16 protein-coding genes are annotated in these 19,032 nt (G+C 63.9%); 6 read left to right on the top strand and 10 right to left on the bottom strand.

Features of this window, described 5'->3' with window-relative positions; translation table 11 throughout:
* The first annotated feature begins 23 nt into the window (after positions 1 to 23).
* From ACT01B_RS18065 to ACT01B_RS18085, 5 genes are all read left to right on the top strand, one after another.
* The gene (locus ACT01B_RS18065; RefSeq protein ID WP_445144591.1) at positions 24 to 1,373 is read left to right on the top strand and encodes a peptidylprolyl isomerase; all 1,350 of its coding nucleotides are present in this window, start codon (positions 24 to 26) and stop codon (positions 1,371 to 1,373) included.
* Between the two features lie 7 nt (positions 1,374 to 1,380).
* Positions 1,381 to 2,373 carry a 4-hydroxythreonine-4-phosphate dehydrogenase PdxA gene (gene pdxA / locus ACT01B_RS18070; protein ID WP_445144592.1) on the top strand — a complete coding sequence of 331 codons (993 nt, stop codon included), beginning with the start codon at positions 1,381 to 1,383 and terminating at the stop codon, positions 2,371 to 2,373.
* Positions 2,374 to 2,461: 88 nt separating this feature from the next.
* Positions 2,462 to 3,247 carry a 16S rRNA (adenine(1518)-N(6)/adenine(1519)-N(6))-dimethyltransferase RsmA gene (gene rsmA / locus ACT01B_RS18075; protein WP_445144593.1) on the top strand — a complete coding sequence of 262 codons (786 nt, stop codon included), beginning with the start codon at positions 2,462 to 2,464 and terminating at the stop codon, positions 3,245 to 3,247.
* A gap of 177 nt (positions 3,248 to 3,424) precedes the next feature.
* The gene (gene apaG / locus ACT01B_RS18080) at positions 3,425 to 3,808 is read left to right on the top strand and encodes a Co2+/Mg2+ efflux protein ApaG (RefSeq protein ID WP_445147525.1); all 384 of its coding nucleotides are present in this window, start codon (positions 3,425 to 3,427) and stop codon (positions 3,806 to 3,808) included.
* Complete coding sequence (locus ACT01B_RS18085; protein ID WP_445144594.1) at positions 3,808 to 4,659, top strand: symmetrical bis(5'-nucleosyl)-tetraphosphatase; 852 nt, start codon at positions 3,808 to 3,810, stop codon at positions 4,657 to 4,659. The genes apaG and ACT01B_RS18085 overlap by 1 nt, the downstream gene beginning before the upstream one ends.
* A gap of 145 nt (positions 4,660 to 4,804) precedes the next feature.
* Here ACT01B_RS18085 and secA read toward each other — a convergent pair whose 3' ends face one another.
* A complete protein-coding gene (secA, locus tag ACT01B_RS18090) occupies positions 4,805 to 7,543 on the bottom strand; it encodes a preprotein translocase subunit SecA (protein WP_445144595.1) in 2,739 nt (912 codons plus the stop codon).
* Positions 7,544 to 7,789: 246 nt separating this feature from the next.
* Positions 7,790 to 8,719 (bottom strand): M23 family metallopeptidase, encoded by a 930-nt coding sequence (locus tag ACT01B_RS18095; RefSeq protein ID WP_445144596.1) that lies wholly within the window; start codon positions 8,717 to 8,719, stop codon positions 7,790 to 7,792.
* A 30-nt stretch (positions 8,720 to 8,749) separates the two neighbouring features.
* Here ACT01B_RS18095 and ACT01B_RS18100 point away from each other — a divergent pair, with 30 nt between their 5' ends.
* Positions 8,750 to 9,232, top strand: coding sequence for a DciA family protein (locus ACT01B_RS18100; protein ID WP_445144597.1), 483 nt, complete (start codon positions 8,750 to 8,752; stop codon positions 9,230 to 9,232).
* 232 nt (positions 9,233 to 9,464) lie between these two features.
* On the opposite strand, the gene lpxC is transcribed toward ACT01B_RS18100, so the two are convergent.
* The 8 genes from lpxC to ftsW all read right to left on the bottom strand — a co-directional run bounded on the left by lpxC (position 9,465) and on the right by ftsW (position 18,791).
* The gene (lpxC, locus tag ACT01B_RS18105) at positions 9,465 to 10,379 is read right to left on the bottom strand and encodes a UDP-3-O-acyl-N-acetylglucosamine deacetylase (protein WP_266147934.1); all 915 of its coding nucleotides are present in this window, start codon (positions 10,377 to 10,379) and stop codon (positions 9,465 to 9,467) included.
* A 463-nt stretch (positions 10,380 to 10,842) separates the two neighbouring features.
* Entirely contained in the window at positions 10,843 to 12,024 is a 1,182-nt protein-coding gene (ftsZ, locus tag ACT01B_RS18110) for a cell division protein FtsZ (RefSeq protein ID WP_445144598.1), read from the bottom strand.
* 118 nt (positions 12,025 to 12,142) lie between these two features.
* The gene (ftsA, locus tag ACT01B_RS18115) at positions 12,143 to 13,375 is read right to left on the bottom strand and encodes a cell division protein FtsA (RefSeq protein ID WP_445144599.1); all 1,233 of its coding nucleotides are present in this window, start codon (positions 13,373 to 13,375) and stop codon (positions 12,143 to 12,145) included.
* Positions 13,372 to 14,109 carry a cell division protein FtsQ/DivIB gene (locus ACT01B_RS18120; RefSeq protein ID WP_445144600.1) on the bottom strand — a complete coding sequence of 246 codons (738 nt, stop codon included), beginning with the start codon at positions 14,107 to 14,109 and terminating at the stop codon, positions 13,372 to 13,374. Before ACT01B_RS18120 ends, ftsA begins: the two co-directional genes overlap by 4 nt.
* Complete coding sequence (locus tag ACT01B_RS18125) at positions 14,106 to 15,041, bottom strand: D-alanine--D-alanine ligase (RefSeq protein ID WP_445144601.1); 936 nt, start codon at positions 15,039 to 15,041, stop codon at positions 14,106 to 14,108. The genes ACT01B_RS18120 and ACT01B_RS18125 overlap by 4 nt, the downstream gene beginning before the upstream one ends.
* A complete protein-coding gene (gene murC / locus ACT01B_RS18130; RefSeq protein WP_445144602.1) occupies positions 15,038 to 16,477 on the bottom strand; it encodes a UDP-N-acetylmuramate--L-alanine ligase in 1,440 nt (479 codons plus the stop codon). Before murC ends, ACT01B_RS18125 begins: the two co-directional genes overlap by 4 nt.
* A complete protein-coding gene (gene murG / locus ACT01B_RS18135) occupies positions 16,474 to 17,547 on the bottom strand; it encodes an undecaprenyldiphospho-muramoylpentapeptide beta-N-acetylglucosaminyltransferase (protein WP_445144603.1) in 1,074 nt (357 codons plus the stop codon). The genes murC and murG overlap by 4 nt, the downstream gene beginning before the upstream one ends.
* Positions 17,544 to 18,791 (bottom strand): putative lipid II flippase FtsW, encoded by a 1,248-nt coding sequence (ftsW, locus tag ACT01B_RS18140; RefSeq protein ID WP_445144604.1) that lies wholly within the window; start codon positions 18,789 to 18,791, stop codon positions 17,544 to 17,546. The genes murG and ftsW overlap by 4 nt, the downstream gene beginning before the upstream one ends.
* Positions 18,792 to 19,032 lie beyond the last annotated feature (241 nt).

Consider the following 19,032-nt stretch of genomic DNA (forward strand, 5'->3'; position numbering starts at 1 on the left):
AGGCGATTGAAGGCTCCGGACTAATGAAGCAACCTTTCGCGTTGTTCCTGCTCGCGATCGCTACGGCGACCGCCTTGCCCACCCATGCCCAGCTGCTGCCGCAGGCGGCCACCGGCAAACAGCCGCTCGACCGTATCGTGGCGGTGGTGGACGAAGGCGTCATCCTGCAGAGCGAGCTGAACGAAGCCGTGCGCTCCGTGCAGCAGCAGTACGCCAGCAATCCCGGCCAGCTGCCGCCGATGGACGTGCTGCAGCGCCAGGTGCTCGATCGCCTCATCCTCATGAAGCTGCAGGTGCAGCGTGCCGATGACCAGGGCATCCGCGTCTCTGATGCCGATGTGGATCAGGCCGTCAACGCCGTCGCACAGCAGAACCGGATGACTGGGGACCAGCTGCGGGCAGCGGTTGAGCACGACGGTTCCAGCTTTGCCGCATTCCGTCACCAGCTTTCCGACCAACTGGTGGCCCAGCGCCTGCACGATAGCGTGGTGCGCGACCAGGTGACGGTCACCGACAGCGAAATCAACAACATGCTGACCAGCCCGTCCTATAAGGCGGGTGAAATCCATCTGGCGCATATCCAGGTCAGCCTGCCTGCCGGGGCCAGCGCCGCCGACATCAAGGCTGCCCAGGAAAAGTCCGAGCAGGCCATCAATGCGATCAAGGGCGGCATGGACTTCCATGCAGCGGCGATCCGCTATTCCGATGCCCAGGATGCCCTCGAGGGCGGCGATCTCGGCTGGCGCCGTGTGGATGAAGTTCCACCCGCCTTTGCCGACGCCGTGGCCAATATGAAGGCTGGCGATGTCACCGCGGCCTTGCGCGGCCCCACGGGTTTCCACATCCTCAAGCTGATCGAGCAGCGCGCGCCGAGCCGTCAGGTGGTGGATGAGTTCCATGCCCGCCAGATCCTGATCAAGCCCAGCGAGCTGCTGACGCCCGAGCAGGCCCATCAGAAGGCGACGGACCTGTACAACCAGATCGTCAACAAGCATGAGGACTTCGCCAAGCTGGCGAAGGAAAACTCCAAGGACGACACCACCGCCAACAATGGCGGCGACATGGGTTGGTTCCAGCTGCAGGACTGGGGTTCGATCATTGCCCAGCACCTGGGCGAGATGAAAGACAACCAGGTCTTGCCGCCGTTCCAGAGTGAAGCCGGCTGGCACATCCTGGAGCGCCTGGGCACCCGTCAGGCCGACCGCACGGACGAGATCTCACGCAATCAGGCCCGTCAGGCCATCGGCAACCGCAAGGCCGAGCAGGTCTATGAAGACTACCTGCGCGAGATGCGTTCCAACGCCTACGTGAACATCCTGGTACCCGAGCTGCGCGAGCCTGGCGAGCAGCAGAGCACGGCGAAGTCTCCCTGAGACGACGTTGAGCAACGAGACCCTACCCCGGCTTGCCATCACTGCGGGTGAGCCGGCGGGGATCGGCCCAGAGCTGTTGATCCGATTGGCCGCCACTCCGCTGGCGGCCAATTTCGTTGCGGTCGCCGATCGCCATCTGCTGCAGCGAGCCGCTGACCGCTGCGGCCTGTCAGTCGAGCTTATCGACGACGACTCGACGCCTGTTTGCACTCGGCGTCCCGGCGAACTGCGCGTCCGTCATCTGCCGCTGGATACGCAAGAAGTCCCGGGGCAGCCTGATCCACGCAATGCGCGCCATGTGCTGGCCACGCTCGCCGAGGCGGCAGACGGCTGCATGGCAGGACGCTACGCTGCCGTGGTCACTGCTCCGCTGCAAAAGTCGGCCATCAACGAAGCGGGCATTCGCTTCAGCGGACATACCGAATTTTTCGCCGAGCGCGCCCACGCCGACGTGGTCATGATGCTGGCCAGTCCCGAGCTGCGCGTGGCGCTGGCCACGACACACCTACCCCTGTCGGCGGTGCCGGCTGCCGTTACGCAGGCAATGCTGGAACGCGTCCTGCGCATCGTTCAGCGCGAATTGCGCGACAAGTTCGGCTTTGGCGAACCGCGCATCGCCGTGCTGGGCCTCAACCCCCATGCGGGAGAAGGTGGTCATCTCGGGCGTGAGGAGATCGATACGATCATCCCCTTGCTGGACACGCTACGCGCTGAAGGCATGCAACTGATCGGGCCGCTACCCGCCGACACCGCCTTCGTGCCCGCCCAGCGTGAACGCTACGATGCGGTCTTGGCGATGTACCACGACCAGGCCCTGCCCGTGCTCAAGAGCGAGGCCTTTGACCGCACGGTCAATCTCACGCTGGGACTACCCTTCATCCGCACCTCAGTGGACCACGGCACGGCCTTGGATCTCGCCGGAACCGGCCGAGCGGATCCGGCAAGCCTGATCGCGGCGGCGCGGCTGGCGCTGGATCTGCTGGCACGGCATGCCCGCTGATACGCCCGTCAGCCACAAACTCACATTCTCATTCCCGGCGACCTCGCATGATGTCCACGCACCTGAATACAGGCCCCGAATTCCCGCTATGAATGCCCGCCCCAAGAAAAGTTTTGGCCAGCACTTCCTCCACGAGAAGCGCTATATCGAGCGGATCGTCAGCGCCATCTCGCCGCGCGCCGATGACTTCGTGGTGGAGATCGGCCCGGGCGAAGGTGCACTGACGCTGCCGCTGCTTGCCGCGGCAGGCAAGCTCACCGCCATCGAGCTGGACACGGACCTGATCCCCGCTCTCAAGGCGCGGGCCGCCAGTGTTGGCGAGTTGAACATCATCCACGCGGACGTGCTCAAGGTGGACTTCACCGCTCTCGCGCATCGCCAGGGTGTCGAGCGCCTGCGCGTGGCTGGTAACCTGCCGTATTACATCTCCAGTCCGATCCTGTTCCACTGCGTCGAGCACGCACGCGCCATCCAGGACATGCACTTCATGTTGCAGAAGGAAGTGGTCGACCGCATGGCGGCCGAACCTGGCAGCAAGGTGTATGGACGACTCTCGGTCATGTTGCAGCTGGCCTGTCGCGTCGAACCGTTGTTCACGGTACCGCCCGGCGCCTTTCGCCCGCCGCCGAAGGTCGACTCGGCGGTAGTGCGGCTGGTGCCACTGGCACGCGAGGAATTGCCGGATGCCGATCCCGAACGGATTTACACCATCGTCAAGGCGGCCTTCGCCCAGCGTCGCAAGACGCTCAGCAATGCGCTCAAAAATGTCATGGACAGCAGCGCCATCATCGCCGCGGACGTGGACCCCAAAGCACGCGCCGAAACCCTTTCGCCGCATGACTACGTGCGTCTGGCCAAAGTTACGGTCGGTTGAGAGTGGGGTGTCGCCGATGCGGCAGCCCCGCGACGACGTAACAACCGGCCACAATGCCCCAAGTCACCGCTGAGCCGTCGAACAAAAACGAGCTACCAAAGTCCCGCGGTTGACGCTTATTCAGCCGTTTCAACGCAAGCTTTCCCCATGCACGGCGACAACCCGTACAATCTCGGCATGAACGAAAGATCTTCCTACACGATCGACGTGCAGGTCGAACCCCGCTTTGTCCCCGATCAATCCCGTCCCGGCGACAACCGCTACGTCTTCGCCTACACGATCACTCTGCACAACGCGGGCGATGTCCCTGCGCGCCTGCTGACGCGCCACTGGGTCATCACCGACGCCAATGGCAAGGTCGAAGAGGTGACCGGGGAAGGCGTCGTCGGCGAGCAGCCGTGGATTCGACCGGGCGACGAATACGAATACACCTCGGGCGCCGTGCTGGAAACGGCAGTCGGGGTGATGCAGGGCAGCTATGAAATGCTGGCGGACGACGGCACCCGCTTCGAGGCGCCGATTCCGCCGTTCACGCTGTCCATTCCGCGAACGCTGCACTGATGGCTACGTACGCCATCGGCGACGTGCAGGGTTGCCGTCCCGAACTCGAACGCCTGCTCGACAAGCTCCGCTTCGATCCGGCCAGCGACCGCCTGTGGTTCTGCGGCGACCTGGTCAACCGCGGCGGACAGTCGCTGGAGACCCTGCGTCTGATCCACGGCCTGCGCGAGCAGTCGGTGGTCACTCTGGGCAACCACGACCTGAGCCTGCTGGCGATCGCCCAGCGGCGCCCCGAAGCGCAGTCCAAGGTGAACCCGGAGCTGCGCGAGGTGCTGTTCGCCGACGACGCGCCCGTGCTGCTTGAGTGGCTACGCTCGCAAAAGTTGCTGCATCATGACGAACAGCTCAACTGGACCATGGTGCATGCGGGCCTGGCCCCATCGTGGACCCTGCGCCAGGCGCAGCGATCTGCGCAGGAGATCGAACGGGAACTGGGTAGCCCACGTCATCCGCGACTCCTGAAGAATCTGTTCGGCAATCGTCCGGCCGCGTGGAATAGCCGTCTGCAGGGCATCGAACGGATGCGCGCCTCGATCAACACGCTGACCCGCATGCGCTACTGCGATGTGCAGGGACGCATCGATTTCGAAAGCAAGGGCATTCCTGGGACGCAGAAGCCGGGCATGTATCCCTGGTTCGAGGTCCCCGGCATGCGCCGACGCGAGACGCGGTTCGTATGCGGCCACTGGTCGGCACTGGGCCGGTTCTCAGGCCTGGGCGTCTACGCCATCGACACCGGTTGCGTCTGGGGTGGCCAGCTCACCGCACTGCGCCTGGATGAAGAAGAGCCACGCTACATCGCCGTGGACGCCGAGCCTTACCGCCAGCGTCCGCCCGGCGGCGGCGACTGATACAGCCACCCCCTCTGTAGGAGCGCACCTGTGCGCGAAAGACCTACGTAGCGGTAACGCCGTGATCGCGCACAGGGAGCGCTCCTGCAACAGCCACCAAAGACAATCCAAAAGAAACCCCGCCGAGGCGGGGTTTCTTCGTTGCTCAGCTCAGCTGACCGTGGCAATGCTTGTATTTCTTGCCCGAACCGCAGGGGCAAAGATCGTTGCGGCCAACCTTGGGGCCATCATGCGGGCCAGCTGCCGCCGGCTGCGCAACCATGCTGCCGGCCGCCAGCGACTCCGGATCAGCGCCCAGTGCGCCCACCGGTGCACCGCCGCCACTGGCCAGCATGTGGCGCTGCAGGCGCTCGGCCATGCGCTGCTGCTCGGCTTCCATCGCAACCACTTCTTCTTCGCTGCGCACGCGCACGCGCGCCAGCATCTGCACGACTTCGATCTTGATGCGATCGAGCATGCTTGAGAACAGTTCGAACGACTCGCGCTTGAACTCCTGCTTGGGCTGCTTCTGCGCATAGCCACGCAAGTAAATGCCCTGACGCAAATAGTCCATGCTCGCCAGGTGTTCCTTCCAGGCGTTGTCGACCACGCTGAGCATGATGTGCTTCTCGAGCTGGCGCATGGTTTCCGCGCCGATCTGCAGTTCCTTGTTCTTGAACAACTGCTCGAGCGCCTCGCGCGCGTGCTCGAGGATCATCTTGTCGTCGATCTCTTGCTGCTGATCGACCCAGTGCTTCAGGTCCGCGGAAAGCCCAAACTCGCTTTCCAGCTCGCGCTCGAGACCGGCGATATCCCACTGCTCGTCAATGCTGTCGGCCGGAACGTGGCGGCGAACTATCTCGATCGCCACGTCGTCGCGGATGTCGGCGATGGTTTCGGAAACATCGTCGACTTCCAGCAATTCATCACGCTGGCGATAGATCACCTTGCGCTGGTCGTTGGCGACGTCATCGAACTCCAGCAGGTGCTTGCGGATGTCGAAGTTGTGCTGCTCGACCTTGCGCTGGGCCTTTTCGATCTGACGGCTGACCATGCGGTCTTCCAGCGCATCGTCTTCCTTCATGCCGAACATGCGCATCCAGCGGCCAACCCAGTCGCCCGCGAAGATGCGCAGCAGGTTGTCCTGCAGCGACAGATAGAAGCGCGACGAACCCGGATCGCCCTGGCGACCCGAACGACCACGCAGCTGGTTGTCGATACGACGCGACTCGTGGCGCTCGGTACCTACGATGTGCAGGCCACCGGCAGCCAGTACCTGCTCGTGACGCTTCTTCCAGTCGACCTTGACCTGGTCACGCTGGACTGCGGTGGCGTCTTCCGGCAATGCCGCAAGCGCCGCTTCCAGGCTACCGCCCAGCACGATATCGGTACCGCGACCGGCCATGTTGGTGGCAATGGTGACCGCACCCGGCGCACCGGCCTGGGCCACGATGTGCGCCTCGCGCTCATGCTGCTTTGCATTGAGTACTTCGTGCGTAATCTTGGCCTGGCGCAGCAGGTCGGAGAGCAGCTCGGACACTTCGATCGAGGTGGTGCCCACCAGCACGGGCTGGCCGCGCTCGTGGCAATCCTTGATGTCCTCGATCACCGCCTTGTACTTGACCTCCTGGCCAAGGAAGACCATGTCGGCGTTATCCTGGCGGATCATCGGCTTGTGGGTGGGAATGACCACCACTTCCAGGCCATAGATCTGCTGGAATTCGTACGCTTCCGTATCGGCCGTACCGGTCATGCCGGCCAGCTTCTTGTACATGCGGAACAGATTCTGGAACGTCACCGTGGCCAGCGTCTGGTTCTCGCGCTGGATCGGCACGCCTTCCTTCGCTTCCACCGCCTGGTGCAGACCGTCCGACCAGCGGCGGCCCGGCAAGGTGCGACCTGTGAACTCGTCGACGATGACCACTTCGCCATCACGCACGATGTAATCCACATCGCGGTGGTAGATCGCATTGGCGCGCAGGGCGGCGTTGAGGTGGTGCACCACCGCCAGGTTCTTGGAGTCGTACAGGCCGCTGTCCGGATCGATCACGCCCGCTTCGCGCAGCAGCTCGTCCGCATGCGACATGCCTTCTTCAGACAGATGCACGGCCTTCTGCTTTTCGTCGACGAAATAATCGCCGTCGGTATCTTCCTTCTCCTGGCGGATCATCTTGGGGACGATCTTGTTCACCGCGATGTACAGCTGCGGTGAGTCCTCGGCCGGGCCGGAGATGATCAGCGGCGTACGCGCCTCATCGATCAGGATGGAGTCGACCTCGTCGACGATGGCGTAGTGCAGGCCGCGCTGATAGCGCTGGTCCTTGCTCAACGCCATGTTGTCGCGCAGGTAGTCGAACCCGAATTCGTTGTTGGTGCCGTAGGTAATGTCGGCGCCATAGGCCTGGTGCTTGTCGGCGTGATCCATGCCCGGCCACACCACGCCCGTCGACAGTCCGAGGAAGTTGTACAGCTTGCCCATCTGCGCCGAGTCACGGCGAGCCAGGTAGTCGTTGACGGTAACGACATGCACGCCCTTGCCTTCCAGCGCATTGAGGTACACCGGCAAAGTGGCGACCAGGGTCTTGCCCTCGCCCGTGCGCATTTCGGCGATACGGCCCGAATGCAGCACCATGCCACCGATCAGCTGCACATCGTAGGGGCGCATGCCGAGCACGCGCCTGGCGCCCTCGCGCACCGTGGCAAAGGCCTCTGGCAGCACCTTGTCCAACGATTCACCCGCCGCAATACGCTGCTTGAACTCCTCGGTCTTGGCGCGCAGGGCGTCGTCGCTCAGCTTCTCGAACTCGGGTTCCAGCGCATTGATGCGGGCTACATTCTTGGAGAGCTGGCGCAGCACGCGTTCATTGCGGCTACCGAAAAGGCTCGTCAGGGCACGATTGAACATCGATCTTCCGGATCAGGATTCATAAGCCGCCCGCCCGACGAATCCGGGCAGGACGAAAGGAAAAGATGATACTAGGGTCGGCTGGGTATCCCAAACGCATGGCCCGCCGACTGGCGGATCCGCCGGAACAACCCGCCTGGCGCGGCCACCGGCCTCGCCGAACTCCCCCGTTCATCGTCCCCGTCAAGGAGTGGCGGCGCACAGGAAGGCTTTCAAGGCCGGCCGGGGCCACCCAGGGCAACGCGCTCAGCGATGGTTCTTCACGAAGGCCAGCGGATTGACCACGCGGCCCTTGTACCAGACCTCGAAATGCACGTGCGAGCCGGTGGAGCGGCCGGTGGAACCGGCCTCCGAGATCACGTCGCCCACGTGCACACGCTGGCCCGGACTCACGTCCAGCTTGCTGTTGTGGGCGTAGCGGGTCATGTAGCCGTTGCCGTGATCGATCTCGATCACGTCGCCATAGCCGGTGCGTTCGCCAGCAAAGGTCACCATGCCCTCGGCTACGGCATGCACCGGGGTACCCTTGGGCGCCGAAATGTCCAGACCGGTGTGGTAGGCGCTATGCCCACTGAACGGATCGGGGCGGCCGCCGAAATAGGATGAGATATAGCCCTCGACGGGCATGCCGGTCGGCTTCAGATTGGATTCGATCTTGGCGTCGAGCAGCAGACTTTGCAGCGCGGAAAGCTGCGCCTGCTGGCTGTCGAACTGATTGGCCAACTGGTCGATGCTGGCATTCAGCGCCTGCGGCAGCGCGTAAGCGCTATCGGCCGTGTCTTCCACACCACCGACGGCGGGCTGTTCATCGAAGTTGAACTCGCCATCGTCGAGCTTGCCGACCTGGGTCAGGCGCTCGCCGAGCGCATTGAGGCGGGTCGATTGGGCTTGTAGCTGACCCAGCTTCACCGCCAATGCGTCGATGTCTCGCTGGGCATCCTTGCGCACGCCACCCAGCTGAAGATTCTGCTGCTGCACCTGCTGGCGCAGCTGGCGAATCTCGGACAAGGCGCGGTCGTGAGGACTAGCGACCGCCATGGTCACGGCACCACCCAAGGCAGCGCAACCGAGCACGGCTGCTGCTGCGATCCCGAACAGGCGAAAACGTAGCCGCTTGTCAGCAAGATTCCAGGTTTTCGGCACCTTTTTGGTGCGTGACACAAGTATGATTTGCATGTCTCTACTACTTTGAAGATGTCGGCACCCATGCAGCGCGACGTCCCAACTCCATCCCGGCGCACCGGTTCTGGACTCAAACCCGTCATCGAGTTCGGCCCCGTTGCCTCACTGGCCCGCAAAGCCCGTGAGTTGGATGCATTGGATCGCGCACTGCGCCAGACGTTACCGTCACCACTCCGCGAACAGGTTCGTTTTGCCAACCTGCGCGACGGCCGCCTCATTTTTCTGGCTCCTTCGCCGGCTCTGGCCGCCAGGCTGCGCCTTCTCCAGACGCAAATCCTCTCGACCGCACGCGCCATTGGCACGTACGCCAGTTCAGTCACCGTGAAAGTGGCCCCCCAACCACCGACAGAAATCGTGCCGGATCGGTCAAAACCGCTTTCGCCCGCCGCCGCCTCTCACCTGAGAGCCGCAGCGACCTCAACCACAGACCCCGAATTGCGGGAACTGTTCCTCGAGTTGGCGTCCATCGCCGAAGTTTCTGATTCCCGATCTGACGGAACCGCTTGACCACACAGCGTGTGTCCCGTTCCGCCCTACAGCACTTCCGTACTTCCCTGACGCCGATCCGAGAACCGGCGCTGCAAGGTTTATAACACGCCCCCACCGACCTGACCGACTGATATGTCATCAGAACGTGAACAGCAGCATATGGAAGTTGACGGGTATATCACAAAACGAACGGCCGCGTCCCAAGGACGCGGCCGTTCAGGTTGTTCAGCTTGGACGAGGAGCGGCTGGCTTAGATCGCCTGGGCCGGGTGCGCGTAGGAGATCGGCGAGGTGGCCGGATCGTCCGCGAAGCTGACCTCTTCCCATGCCGTGGCATCGGCCATCAGCGTGCGCAGCAGCTTGTTGTTGAGCTCGTGGCCCGACTTGTGCGCGTAGTAGGCGCCAATGAGGCTGTGACCGAGCAAGTACAGGTCGCCGATGGCGTCCAGGATCTTGTGCTTGACGAACTCGTCTTCGTAGCGAAGGCCGTCTTCATTGAGCACGCGGTAATCGTCCAGCACCACCGCGTTGTCCATCGAACCGCCCAGCGCGAGGTTGTGTTCGCGCAGCATTTCGATGTCACGCATGAAACCGAACGTGCGCGCGCGGCTTACTTCCTTCACGAAGGAGGTGGTGGAGAAGTCGATCTCCGCCTTGGACGTGCGCTTGCTGATGATCGGGTGGTTGAATTCGATCGAAAAACCCACCTTGAAGCCTTCGAACGGCTCAAAGCTGGCCCACTTGTCGCCTTCCTGCACCTTGATCGGCTTCTTGATGCGGATGAAGCGCTTGGCCACGTTCTGCTCTTCGATGCCAGCAGACTGCAGCAGGAACACGAACGGACCGGCGCTGCCATCCATGATCGGCACTTCAGGCGCGGAAAGATCGACATAAGCGTTGTCGATGCCCAGACCCGCCATCGCCGAGAGCAGGTGCTCCACCGTGGAAACGCGCACGTCGCCGTTCACCAGCGTGGTGGAGAGGCGCGTGTCACCCACTTTGTCCGGGCGTGCCGGCAGTTCCACCGGCGGATTCAGATCCGTACGACGAAACACGATGCCCGTGTTCGGAGCGGCCGGGCGAAGCGTCATGTACACCTTGTCGCCGGTATGCAGACCGACGCCTGTGGCGCGAATGATGTTCTTGAGCGTACGCTGCTTGATCATTTTTCTGGTACCTGTAAGGGGCAGCAGCCAATTTAGGGGAGCGATGCTAACACAGTCTTAACCTGTGAAAAGCCGATCCGCGCCACAAACCCTGACATCCCTTTCATGTTCCTTTCATTTACGAAAGTTACGCACTGCCGAGAGAATCAGGGAATTTCCTAACATCTTCAATGACTTGGTATAGACGCAGCGCCCCGCACCGGGACGGGATTCCGGTTGCGGGACGCTGGACCTACCCGGATTGACCCGGGCCGGTCATGCGTCATCCCTGAGGCACGGTCTATGAAGCCCTACGTACTCAAGAACGATCGCCGAGCAGCGTCAGCCAAGCCACCCGCTTTCTTAACGGGAAGGCCCTCGCGGATCCGATCCGCCAAAACGGACAGACGCGCGATTTGTAACTGACAAGTTAAATCGGCGATTTGTTCAATTTTTCTTCAAATTATTTGCCCTGTCAGCTAACTCAGTCCGCCTGGCGACGCAGGAAGGCCGGGATATCGAGGTAGTCAAAGCTAGGATCGGCACTCTTGGCGGATGCCGTGGCGTCGACGCGGCTGGTGGTGACCGACTCTGGCTGGGCGTAATCCACCACCTCGTTGCCGGTACCGGTACGCAGCACCACCGGACGCGGACGCTGGCGCATCTCGACCTGCTGAGTCGCGACCGGACGCATCGGCTGGCGGGCCGCGGCGCGGTTGAGGCCGGTGGCCACCACGGTGACACGGACATCGTCCTGCATTTCCGGATCGAGCGAGGTGCCCATGACCACGGTGGCGTCTTCACTCGCGAAATCGTGGATGATCCGGCCGATCTCGTCGAATTCGCGCATGGTCAGGTTCGGGCCGGCCGTGACGTTGACCAGGATGCCGCATGCGCCGTTCAGGTTGACGTCTTCCAGCAACGGGTTGTTGATAGCCGCCTCAGCCGCCGCCTGGGCGCGGTCGTCGCCGCGGGCCGTGCCCGAACCCATCATCGCCATGCCCATTTCGGACATCACGGTGCGCACGTCGGCGAAGTCGACGTTGATCAGGCCCGGTGCGGTGATCAAGTCCGCGATGCCCTGCACGGCGCCTTGCAGCACGTCGTTGGCGGCCTTGAAGGCGTTCAACAGGGTGACTTCACGGCCGAGCACGGACAACAGCTTCTCGTTCGGCACGGTGATCAGCGAATCGACGTGCTGCTGGAGGTCCTCGATACCCTTCATCGCCACCTGCATACGGCGACGCCCCTCGAACGGGAACGGCTTGGTGACCACCGCCACGGTGAGGATGCCCTTTTCCTTGGCCAGCTGGGCCACCACCGGGGCTGCTCCGGTGCCGGTACCACCACCCATGCCGGCGGTGATGAACACCATGTCGGCGCCTTCGAGCATTTCCTCGATGCGCTCTCGGTCTTCCAGCGCGGCCTGGCGGCCGACTTCCGGATTGGCGCCGGCGCCGAGACCCTTGGTTACATTGGCGCCGAGCTGCAGGTGCGTGCGAGAGCCACAGCTCTTCATCGCCTGCGAGTCGGTGTTGGCGACGACGAATTCGACGCCCTCGATGTTTGCATTGAGCATGTGAGCCACGGCATTACCGCCGCCGCCGCCCACGCCGATGACCTTGATCACTGCATTTGGTGCGAGTTTTTCGATCAGTTCAAACATTTCCCGTCCTCCGTAGAGCTTCGTTGTCGTTGTAACCGCGGGCGTCGACCTTCCTGTCGCCCCGAGGTGGCGGACGAACATCCATTCGTCCATGACTAGGCCTCATGCCCTGTCGAAATCAAAAATTCTTGGTAATCCAGCCGCGCAATTTCTCGACCAGCCCGCCCACGCTGCCGCCCGCCGGACCACTCGCGCGCATGCCGCCGGAGCGCGCGCCATGCAACAGCAGGCCCACGCCGGTGGAATGCAGCGGATTGGCGATCACCTCGCCCAGGCCACTGACGTGTTGCGGCACGCCGACGCGCACCATCTTGTGGAAGATCTCCTCGGCCAGCTCCAGCGCGCCTTCCATGCGCGAAGCACCGCCGGTCAGCACCACGCCGGCCGCCACCAGGCTGTCGTAGCCGGAGCGGCGCAGCTCGTCCTGCACCATCTCGAAGATTTCCTCGTAGCGCGCCTGCACCGACTGCGCCAGCGACTGGCGCGCCAGTCGGCGCGGCGGACGATCGCCCACGCTGGGTACCTGGATGGTTTCTTCCGCGTGCGCCAGCTGGGCCAGCGCGCAGGCGTACTTGATCTTGATTTCCTCGGCATGTGCGGTCGGCGTATGCACGCCATAGGCGATGTCGTTGGTGACCTGGTCGCCGCCCACCGGCAGCGACTTGGTGTAGCGAATCGAACCTTGCGTATAGATCGCGATGTCGGTGGTGCCGGCGCCGATATCGACCAGGCAGACGCCCAGCTCGCGCTCGTCATCAGTAAGCACGGACTTGGAACTGGCCACGGCCGAAGGCACCAGCTCGTCCACAGTCAGGCCACAGCGCTGGATGCACTTGCTGATGTTCTGCACAGCGGCGGCGGCGCCGGTGACCAGATGCACGCTGGCTTCGAGGCGCACGCCACTCATGCCGACCGGCGAGCGGATGCCGTCCTGGCCGTCGATGCGGTACTCCTGCGACTCCTTGTAAAGCACCTTGCGGTCGGCCGGAATCGCCACCGCGCTGGCCGCTTCCAGCACCTGGTCCAGATCGCCCGCGGTCACTTCGCGGTCACGGATGGCTGCGGTGCCGTGCGAGTTCTTGGTCTCCAGGTGGCTGCCGGAGATCGAGGCAAAGACCGAGCGGATATCGCAGCCGGCCATCAGCTCGGCCTCTTCGACCGCGCGCTGGATCGAATGCACGGTGGATTCGATATCGACCACCGAGCCGCGCTTCATGCCACGCGAGACGTGCGTGCCGATGCCGATCACTTCGATCGGCTCGCCCGGTTCGTACTCGCCGACGATGGCAACCACTTTTGAGGTGCCGATATCGAGGCCGACCACCAGCTGTTTATCGTTCTTGGTCTTCATGTGCGGGGCGTGCCTCCAGCGTTCACGGCGTTCGCCTGCGGCGGCCATCGAACAGCAAATCCATTGGTGTAGCGAAGATCGGCATAGGCGAAACCATCGGTATGGCCCGCCATCAGCTGCGGATAGACATCGAGGAAACGGCGCAGGCGGCGACCGGCCTGGTCGCGGTCGCCCAGGATGATCTGTGCGCCGTTACTCGTGGTAAGGCTCCAGCTGCCGCGCTCGGTGAGCGCGACGCCGGTGATTTTCAAATGCGTATGGGTGAAGGCTTTCTGCGTTTCCGCATAGAAGCTCACCACTTCGGCCAGTCGCGCGTCGGGACCGCGCAGATCCGGCAGGTCGGTATTGGCGGCCACGTCGGGCGCGTCGAACACCAGGCCCTGACGGCTGATCAGCCGCTTCTCGTTCCAGCGCGCGAACGGCTGGCGCTCGTAGATACGCAGGATCAAGGTGTCGGGCCAGCGCTTGCGCGCCTCCACCGACTCCACCCACGGCAACGCGGCCACCGCCTTCTGCACGCCATCGAGGTCGAGTGCGAAGAAACCCTTGCCGAGGCGCGGCATGACGGCCTGGCGCAGTTCGTCCTGCGTCACATGCTTGAACTCGGCCTGCACCGTCAACTGGGTCACCGGCCAACGATTGGCCGCAAACCATCCGCGCAGCACGCCGACGATCGGCAGCACCACGAGCGCAATGGCCAGACACCAGGCAACGAGGCGGATGGTTCCCCTCACACGCCCTCCCGGAAACTCGTTTCAAGCACGCGCCAGCACAAGGTCTGGTAATCGATGCCGGCTACGGCAGCGGCCTTCGGCACCAGCGAATGCGAGGTCATGCCCGGCGCGGTATTCACTTCCAGCAGCCAGTTGCGGCCCTGCTTGTCGCGCATTACGTCGACGCGGCCCCAGCCCGAACAGGCCAGCGCGTCGAATGCCTGCAGTGACAACGCCTGCATCTCGCGCTCGGCCTCGCCTTGCAGGCCCGGGCAGAGGTACTGGGTGTCCTCGGCGATGTACTTGGCGTTGTAGTCGTAGTACTCGCCCTTGGGCACGATGTTGATGGTGGCGAGCACCTGCCGATCGAGGATGCCGACGGTGTATTCGCCGCCTTCGATCAGCGTTTCCATCAGCAGGTCGCCGGGGTACTTGTGCGCAAGCGCAACGGCGGCGTCGAGGTCTTTCTCGTCGAACACGCGCGTCACGCCGACGCTGGAACCTTCCCATGCAGGCTTCACGATCAGCGGGAAGCCGATCTCTCGCGCAGCGGCATGCACGTCGGCGCCGCGCGGCAGCGCCTTGAAGCGCGGCGTCGGCAAGCCCAATGCCTGCCACACCAGCTTGGCGCGGATCTTGTCCAGCGACAGCGCCGAACCGAGCACGCCCGAGCCGGTGAACGGGACCCGCAGCGACTGCAGCGCGCCCTGTAGTTCGCCGTTCTCGCCGCCACCACCGTGCAGGATATTGAACACGCGCGCAAAGTGGCCAGCCCGCACGGCATCAAGCAGGGCCGGGATGCCGTCGATGGCATGTGCGTCCACGCCACGCGCCTGCAATGCAGCCAGGACGTTGCGGCCCGAATCGAGCGAGACTTCGCGCTCGGCCGAGCTGCCGCCCATCACCACGGCGACGCGGCCAAACTGTGCGGGATCGGTAATCGTCTTGCTCACTTATGGGTCCTCAGGTTGCCGGCCTGCGCCAGCTCCACCGCCGCCGCACCGATATCGCCGGCGCCGAGCAGCAGCAACAGATCACCGTCGCGCAGCAAGGCCGGCAACGTGTCCTTCAATTCGCGCGGATGCTCGATCAGCACCGGATCGACCTTGCCGCGTGCGCGTACGGCGCGTGCCAGGGCGCGACCGTCAGCGCCGGCAATCGGCGCTTCGCCTGCTGGATAGACATCCGTCAGCACCAGCACATCGGCTTCGGCCAGAACGTTGGCGAAGTCGTCCAGCAAATCGCGGGTGCGGCTGTAGCGGTGTGGCTGGAACCCCACCACCAGGCGGCGATCCGGCCAGCCGCCGCGGGCCGCTTCGAACACCGCTGCCAGCTCACGCGGGTGATGACCGTAGTCGTCGACCAGCAAGGCGGTGCCATGGTCCAGTGCGATCTCGCCACGACTATGGAAGCGGCGACCCACACCCTGGAAGTTTTCCAGCGCGCGGGCGATGGCCTCGGCCTCCACGCCAAGCTGCCAGCCGATGGTGGCTGCGGCCAGCGCGTTCAGCACATTGTGGCGACCCGGCAAGTTCAGCTTGACGTGCAGCGCCTCATTGCGATTGGGTAACCACAGGTCGAAATGCATCTCGAAGCCGTGCTGCGACAGGTTGCTGGCGCGCACATCGGCGTCCTGGGCATCGATGCCGTAGGTCATTACGCGGCGCGTCGTGGTCTTGGCCAGTTCGACCACTTCCGGATCATCGACACACAGCACGGCGAGGCCATAGAACGGCAGGCGATGCAGGAAGTCGCTGAAGGCCTTCTTCACCAGCGCGAAGTCGCCGTTGTAGTTCTCCAGATGATCCGCGTCGATATTGGTGACCGCAGCGATCACCGGCGACAACATCAGGAACGAACCGTCCGACTCGTCCGCCTCGGCCACGATGTACTGGCCGGTGCCCAGGCGTGCGTTGGCGCCCGCTGCGTTGAGCTGGCCGCCGATCACGAAGGTCGGATCGTAGTTCGCCTCGGCCAGGACGCTGGCCGCCAGACTGGTCGTGGTGGTTTTGCCATGCGTACCGGCAATGGCAATGCCACGACGGAAGCGCATCAGTTCGCCAAGCATCTCGGCACGCGGCACCACCGGGATACGCGCGGCACGGGCGGCGACCAGTTCGGGGTTCTCCGCGCCGATGGCACTGGAGGTCACCACGACGTCCGCATCGCCGATGTGCTCCGCTGCATGACCGACGTGTACTTCGATGCCCAGCTTGGCCAGTCGCTGCGCGGTGGAGGAATTAGAGCGGTCCGAACCCGACACCGCGTAGCCAAGGTTGTGCAGCACTTCGGCGATGCCGCTCATGCCAACACCACCGATGCCGACGAAGTGCACGCGGCGAAACGTGGTCATCAGGTCTTCGTGGGCGAGCAGGCGACGCGGCGTCATGCGGCCACCTCCAGGCAGGCGCGGGCGATCACCGCGGCCGCATCGGGCTTGGCCAGCGTGCGTGCGGCCTCGGCCATTGCTACCAGCCGATCATGATTTCCCAGCAACGCCTCGAGGCGCTGCGCCAATTGCTGTACGTCCAGATCTCGCTCCTGCATCAATTCGGCCGCACCCGCGGCGACCAGCGCCTCGGCGTTGCGGGTCTGGTGGTCGTCCACCGCATAAGGAAAAGGCACCAGCACGGCGCCAAGTCCTGCTGCCGTCAGCTCAGCCAGCGTCAATGCGCCCGCTCGGCAGACGGCAAGGTCGGCCCAGGCATAGGTGCCGGCCATGTCTTCGATAAAAGGCACGATGTGCGCGTCGACGCCGGCCTTGGCGTAAGCGGCCCGCGCCTCGTCGATGCCGCGACTGCCGCACTGATGCAGCACTTCGGGTCGCTGCCCGGTCTCGAGCAGGGACAGTGCCTGCGGCAGCGCCAGATTCAACGCGCGAGCGCCCAGGCTGCCGCCCAGCACGAGCAGACGCGGGCGACCGCTACGCGCAGCCATCCGCTCATGCGGCGCCGGCAAGCCCGCAATCGCGCCGCGCACCGGGTTGCCCACCCACTCAGCGCCAGGCAAGGCATCACTGAAACCGGCCAGCACGCGCTGCGCAAAACCGGCGAGCTTGCGATTGGTGAAACCGGCCACGCGATTCTGCTCATGCACCAGCAGCGGACGATGGGTGAGCCGCGCGGCAATGCCGCCTGGACCGGCCACATAGCCTCCCATCGACAGCACGCTGCGCGGCTTGACCCGGCGCAGCACACTGAGCGACGCGAGCAGCGCACGCGCCAGCATCAGCGGTGCCAGCAGCCGGGTCTTGATGCCCTTGCCGCGCAGTCCACCCACCGGCACGGTCATCAGCTGGATGCCATGGGCGGGGACGACTTTTGTCTCCATGCCGCCTTCCGCACCCAGCCACACCACCGGCACGCCCTGTGCCTGTAGCGCCTCGGCCACCGCAAGGCCTGGGAAAATATGCCCGCCGGTACCGCCGGCCATAATCAGCACGGGGGACTGAGCGCTCATGCGGTCACCGCTTCGCGCGCAGGCGTGGTGGCGACAGTAGCGTTGGCGTCAGGGACGGCATTGGCCGGCAGACGCGCCGCCATCTGGCGCGCGTCGATCGCGCGATTGATTTCGTAGGTGGTCCGCAGCAGCACGCCGGCCATCGCGCAGGTCAGCACGATGGACGAACCACCGTAGCTGATCAGCGGCAAGGTCAGGCCCTTGGTCGGCAACGCACCGAGATTCACGCCAATCGACACCATCGTCTGTGCGCCCAGCATCAGCGAAATGCCGAAGGCGACGTAGCCGGAGAAGCGTTGACCCATTTCCATGCCCTTGAGGCCCATGGTCAAGCCGCGACCCACCGCCAGCGCAAACAAGCCCATCACCAGCAGGATGCCAGCGAGGCCGAGTTCTTCGGAGATCACCGCGAAGATGAAGTCGGTATGCGCTTCGGGCAGATAGGACAACTTGAGCACGCTCGAACCCAGGCCCACGCCGGTCCATTCGCCGCGGCCAATCGCCATCAACGACTGGGTGAGCTGGAAGCCGTCGTTGAACGGATCCGCCCACGGATCGATGAACGAGGTCAGGCGACGCATGCGGTAGGGCTCGAATTTCGCCACGAACCACAGCAAGGCCACCACCGGCAAGCCCATGCCACCGAGGTAAACCGGCTTGGCGCCACCCAACCAGATCATGCCGATGGTCACCGCGATCATCAGCGTCGCCGAACCGAAGTCTGGCTGCAGCAGCAACAGCACAACGAACAGGCCAGCCACCACGATCGGTTTGAACAAGCCCCAGAATGAAGTCTCCACGCTCTCACGGTGGCGCACGAGGTAGCTCGCCGTGTAGATCACCAGAATGAGCTTCACGGCCTCGACCGGCTGGAAGCTGGTGATCAGGAAGTTCAGCCAGCGCCGTGCGCCGTTGATACGCATGCCAATACCCGGCACGAACACCAGCAGCAGCATCAGTACAGCACCGCCGAGCAACAGGTAGGCGTGCTTCTCCAGCAGCTTCAGCTCGGTGCGCATGGCAATGGCGGAAAGCACCATGCCGATGCTGAGAAACAGCAGATGACGCTTAAGGAAGTAGAACGCACCGATGTGCTGGCTTTCGGCCACGGCAATGGAACTGGACGCCACCATCACCACGCCGATGCTGGCCAAGCCGACGAGCGCGATCACCAGCGGCATATCGAAACTGCCGCGGGGTCCCTGTCGTCGTTTGGCCTGGGTGGTGTCAAAGAGCCCGCTCATGACCTCTCCGTCGCCCGCGTTGAGCCTGTGCGCGCGCCGGCGCGTGGTGCGCGGCGCCGCGCCTGACTGGCGGTCAGGTCAAGCCGTGCGCCGCGTGCCGGCGCGCGCACAGGCTCAACCCTCCGGGCCGGGTCTGTTTGCCCACAGGCCGGCGTCATCGCTCGGTCGTGTATCGACATACACTCCCTCACTCTTCCTTGGCCTGCGCGCAAACAGATCCCGGCGCGGACCACGGAGAGGT

The organism is Dyella sp. Tek66A03, assembly GCF_052567735.1.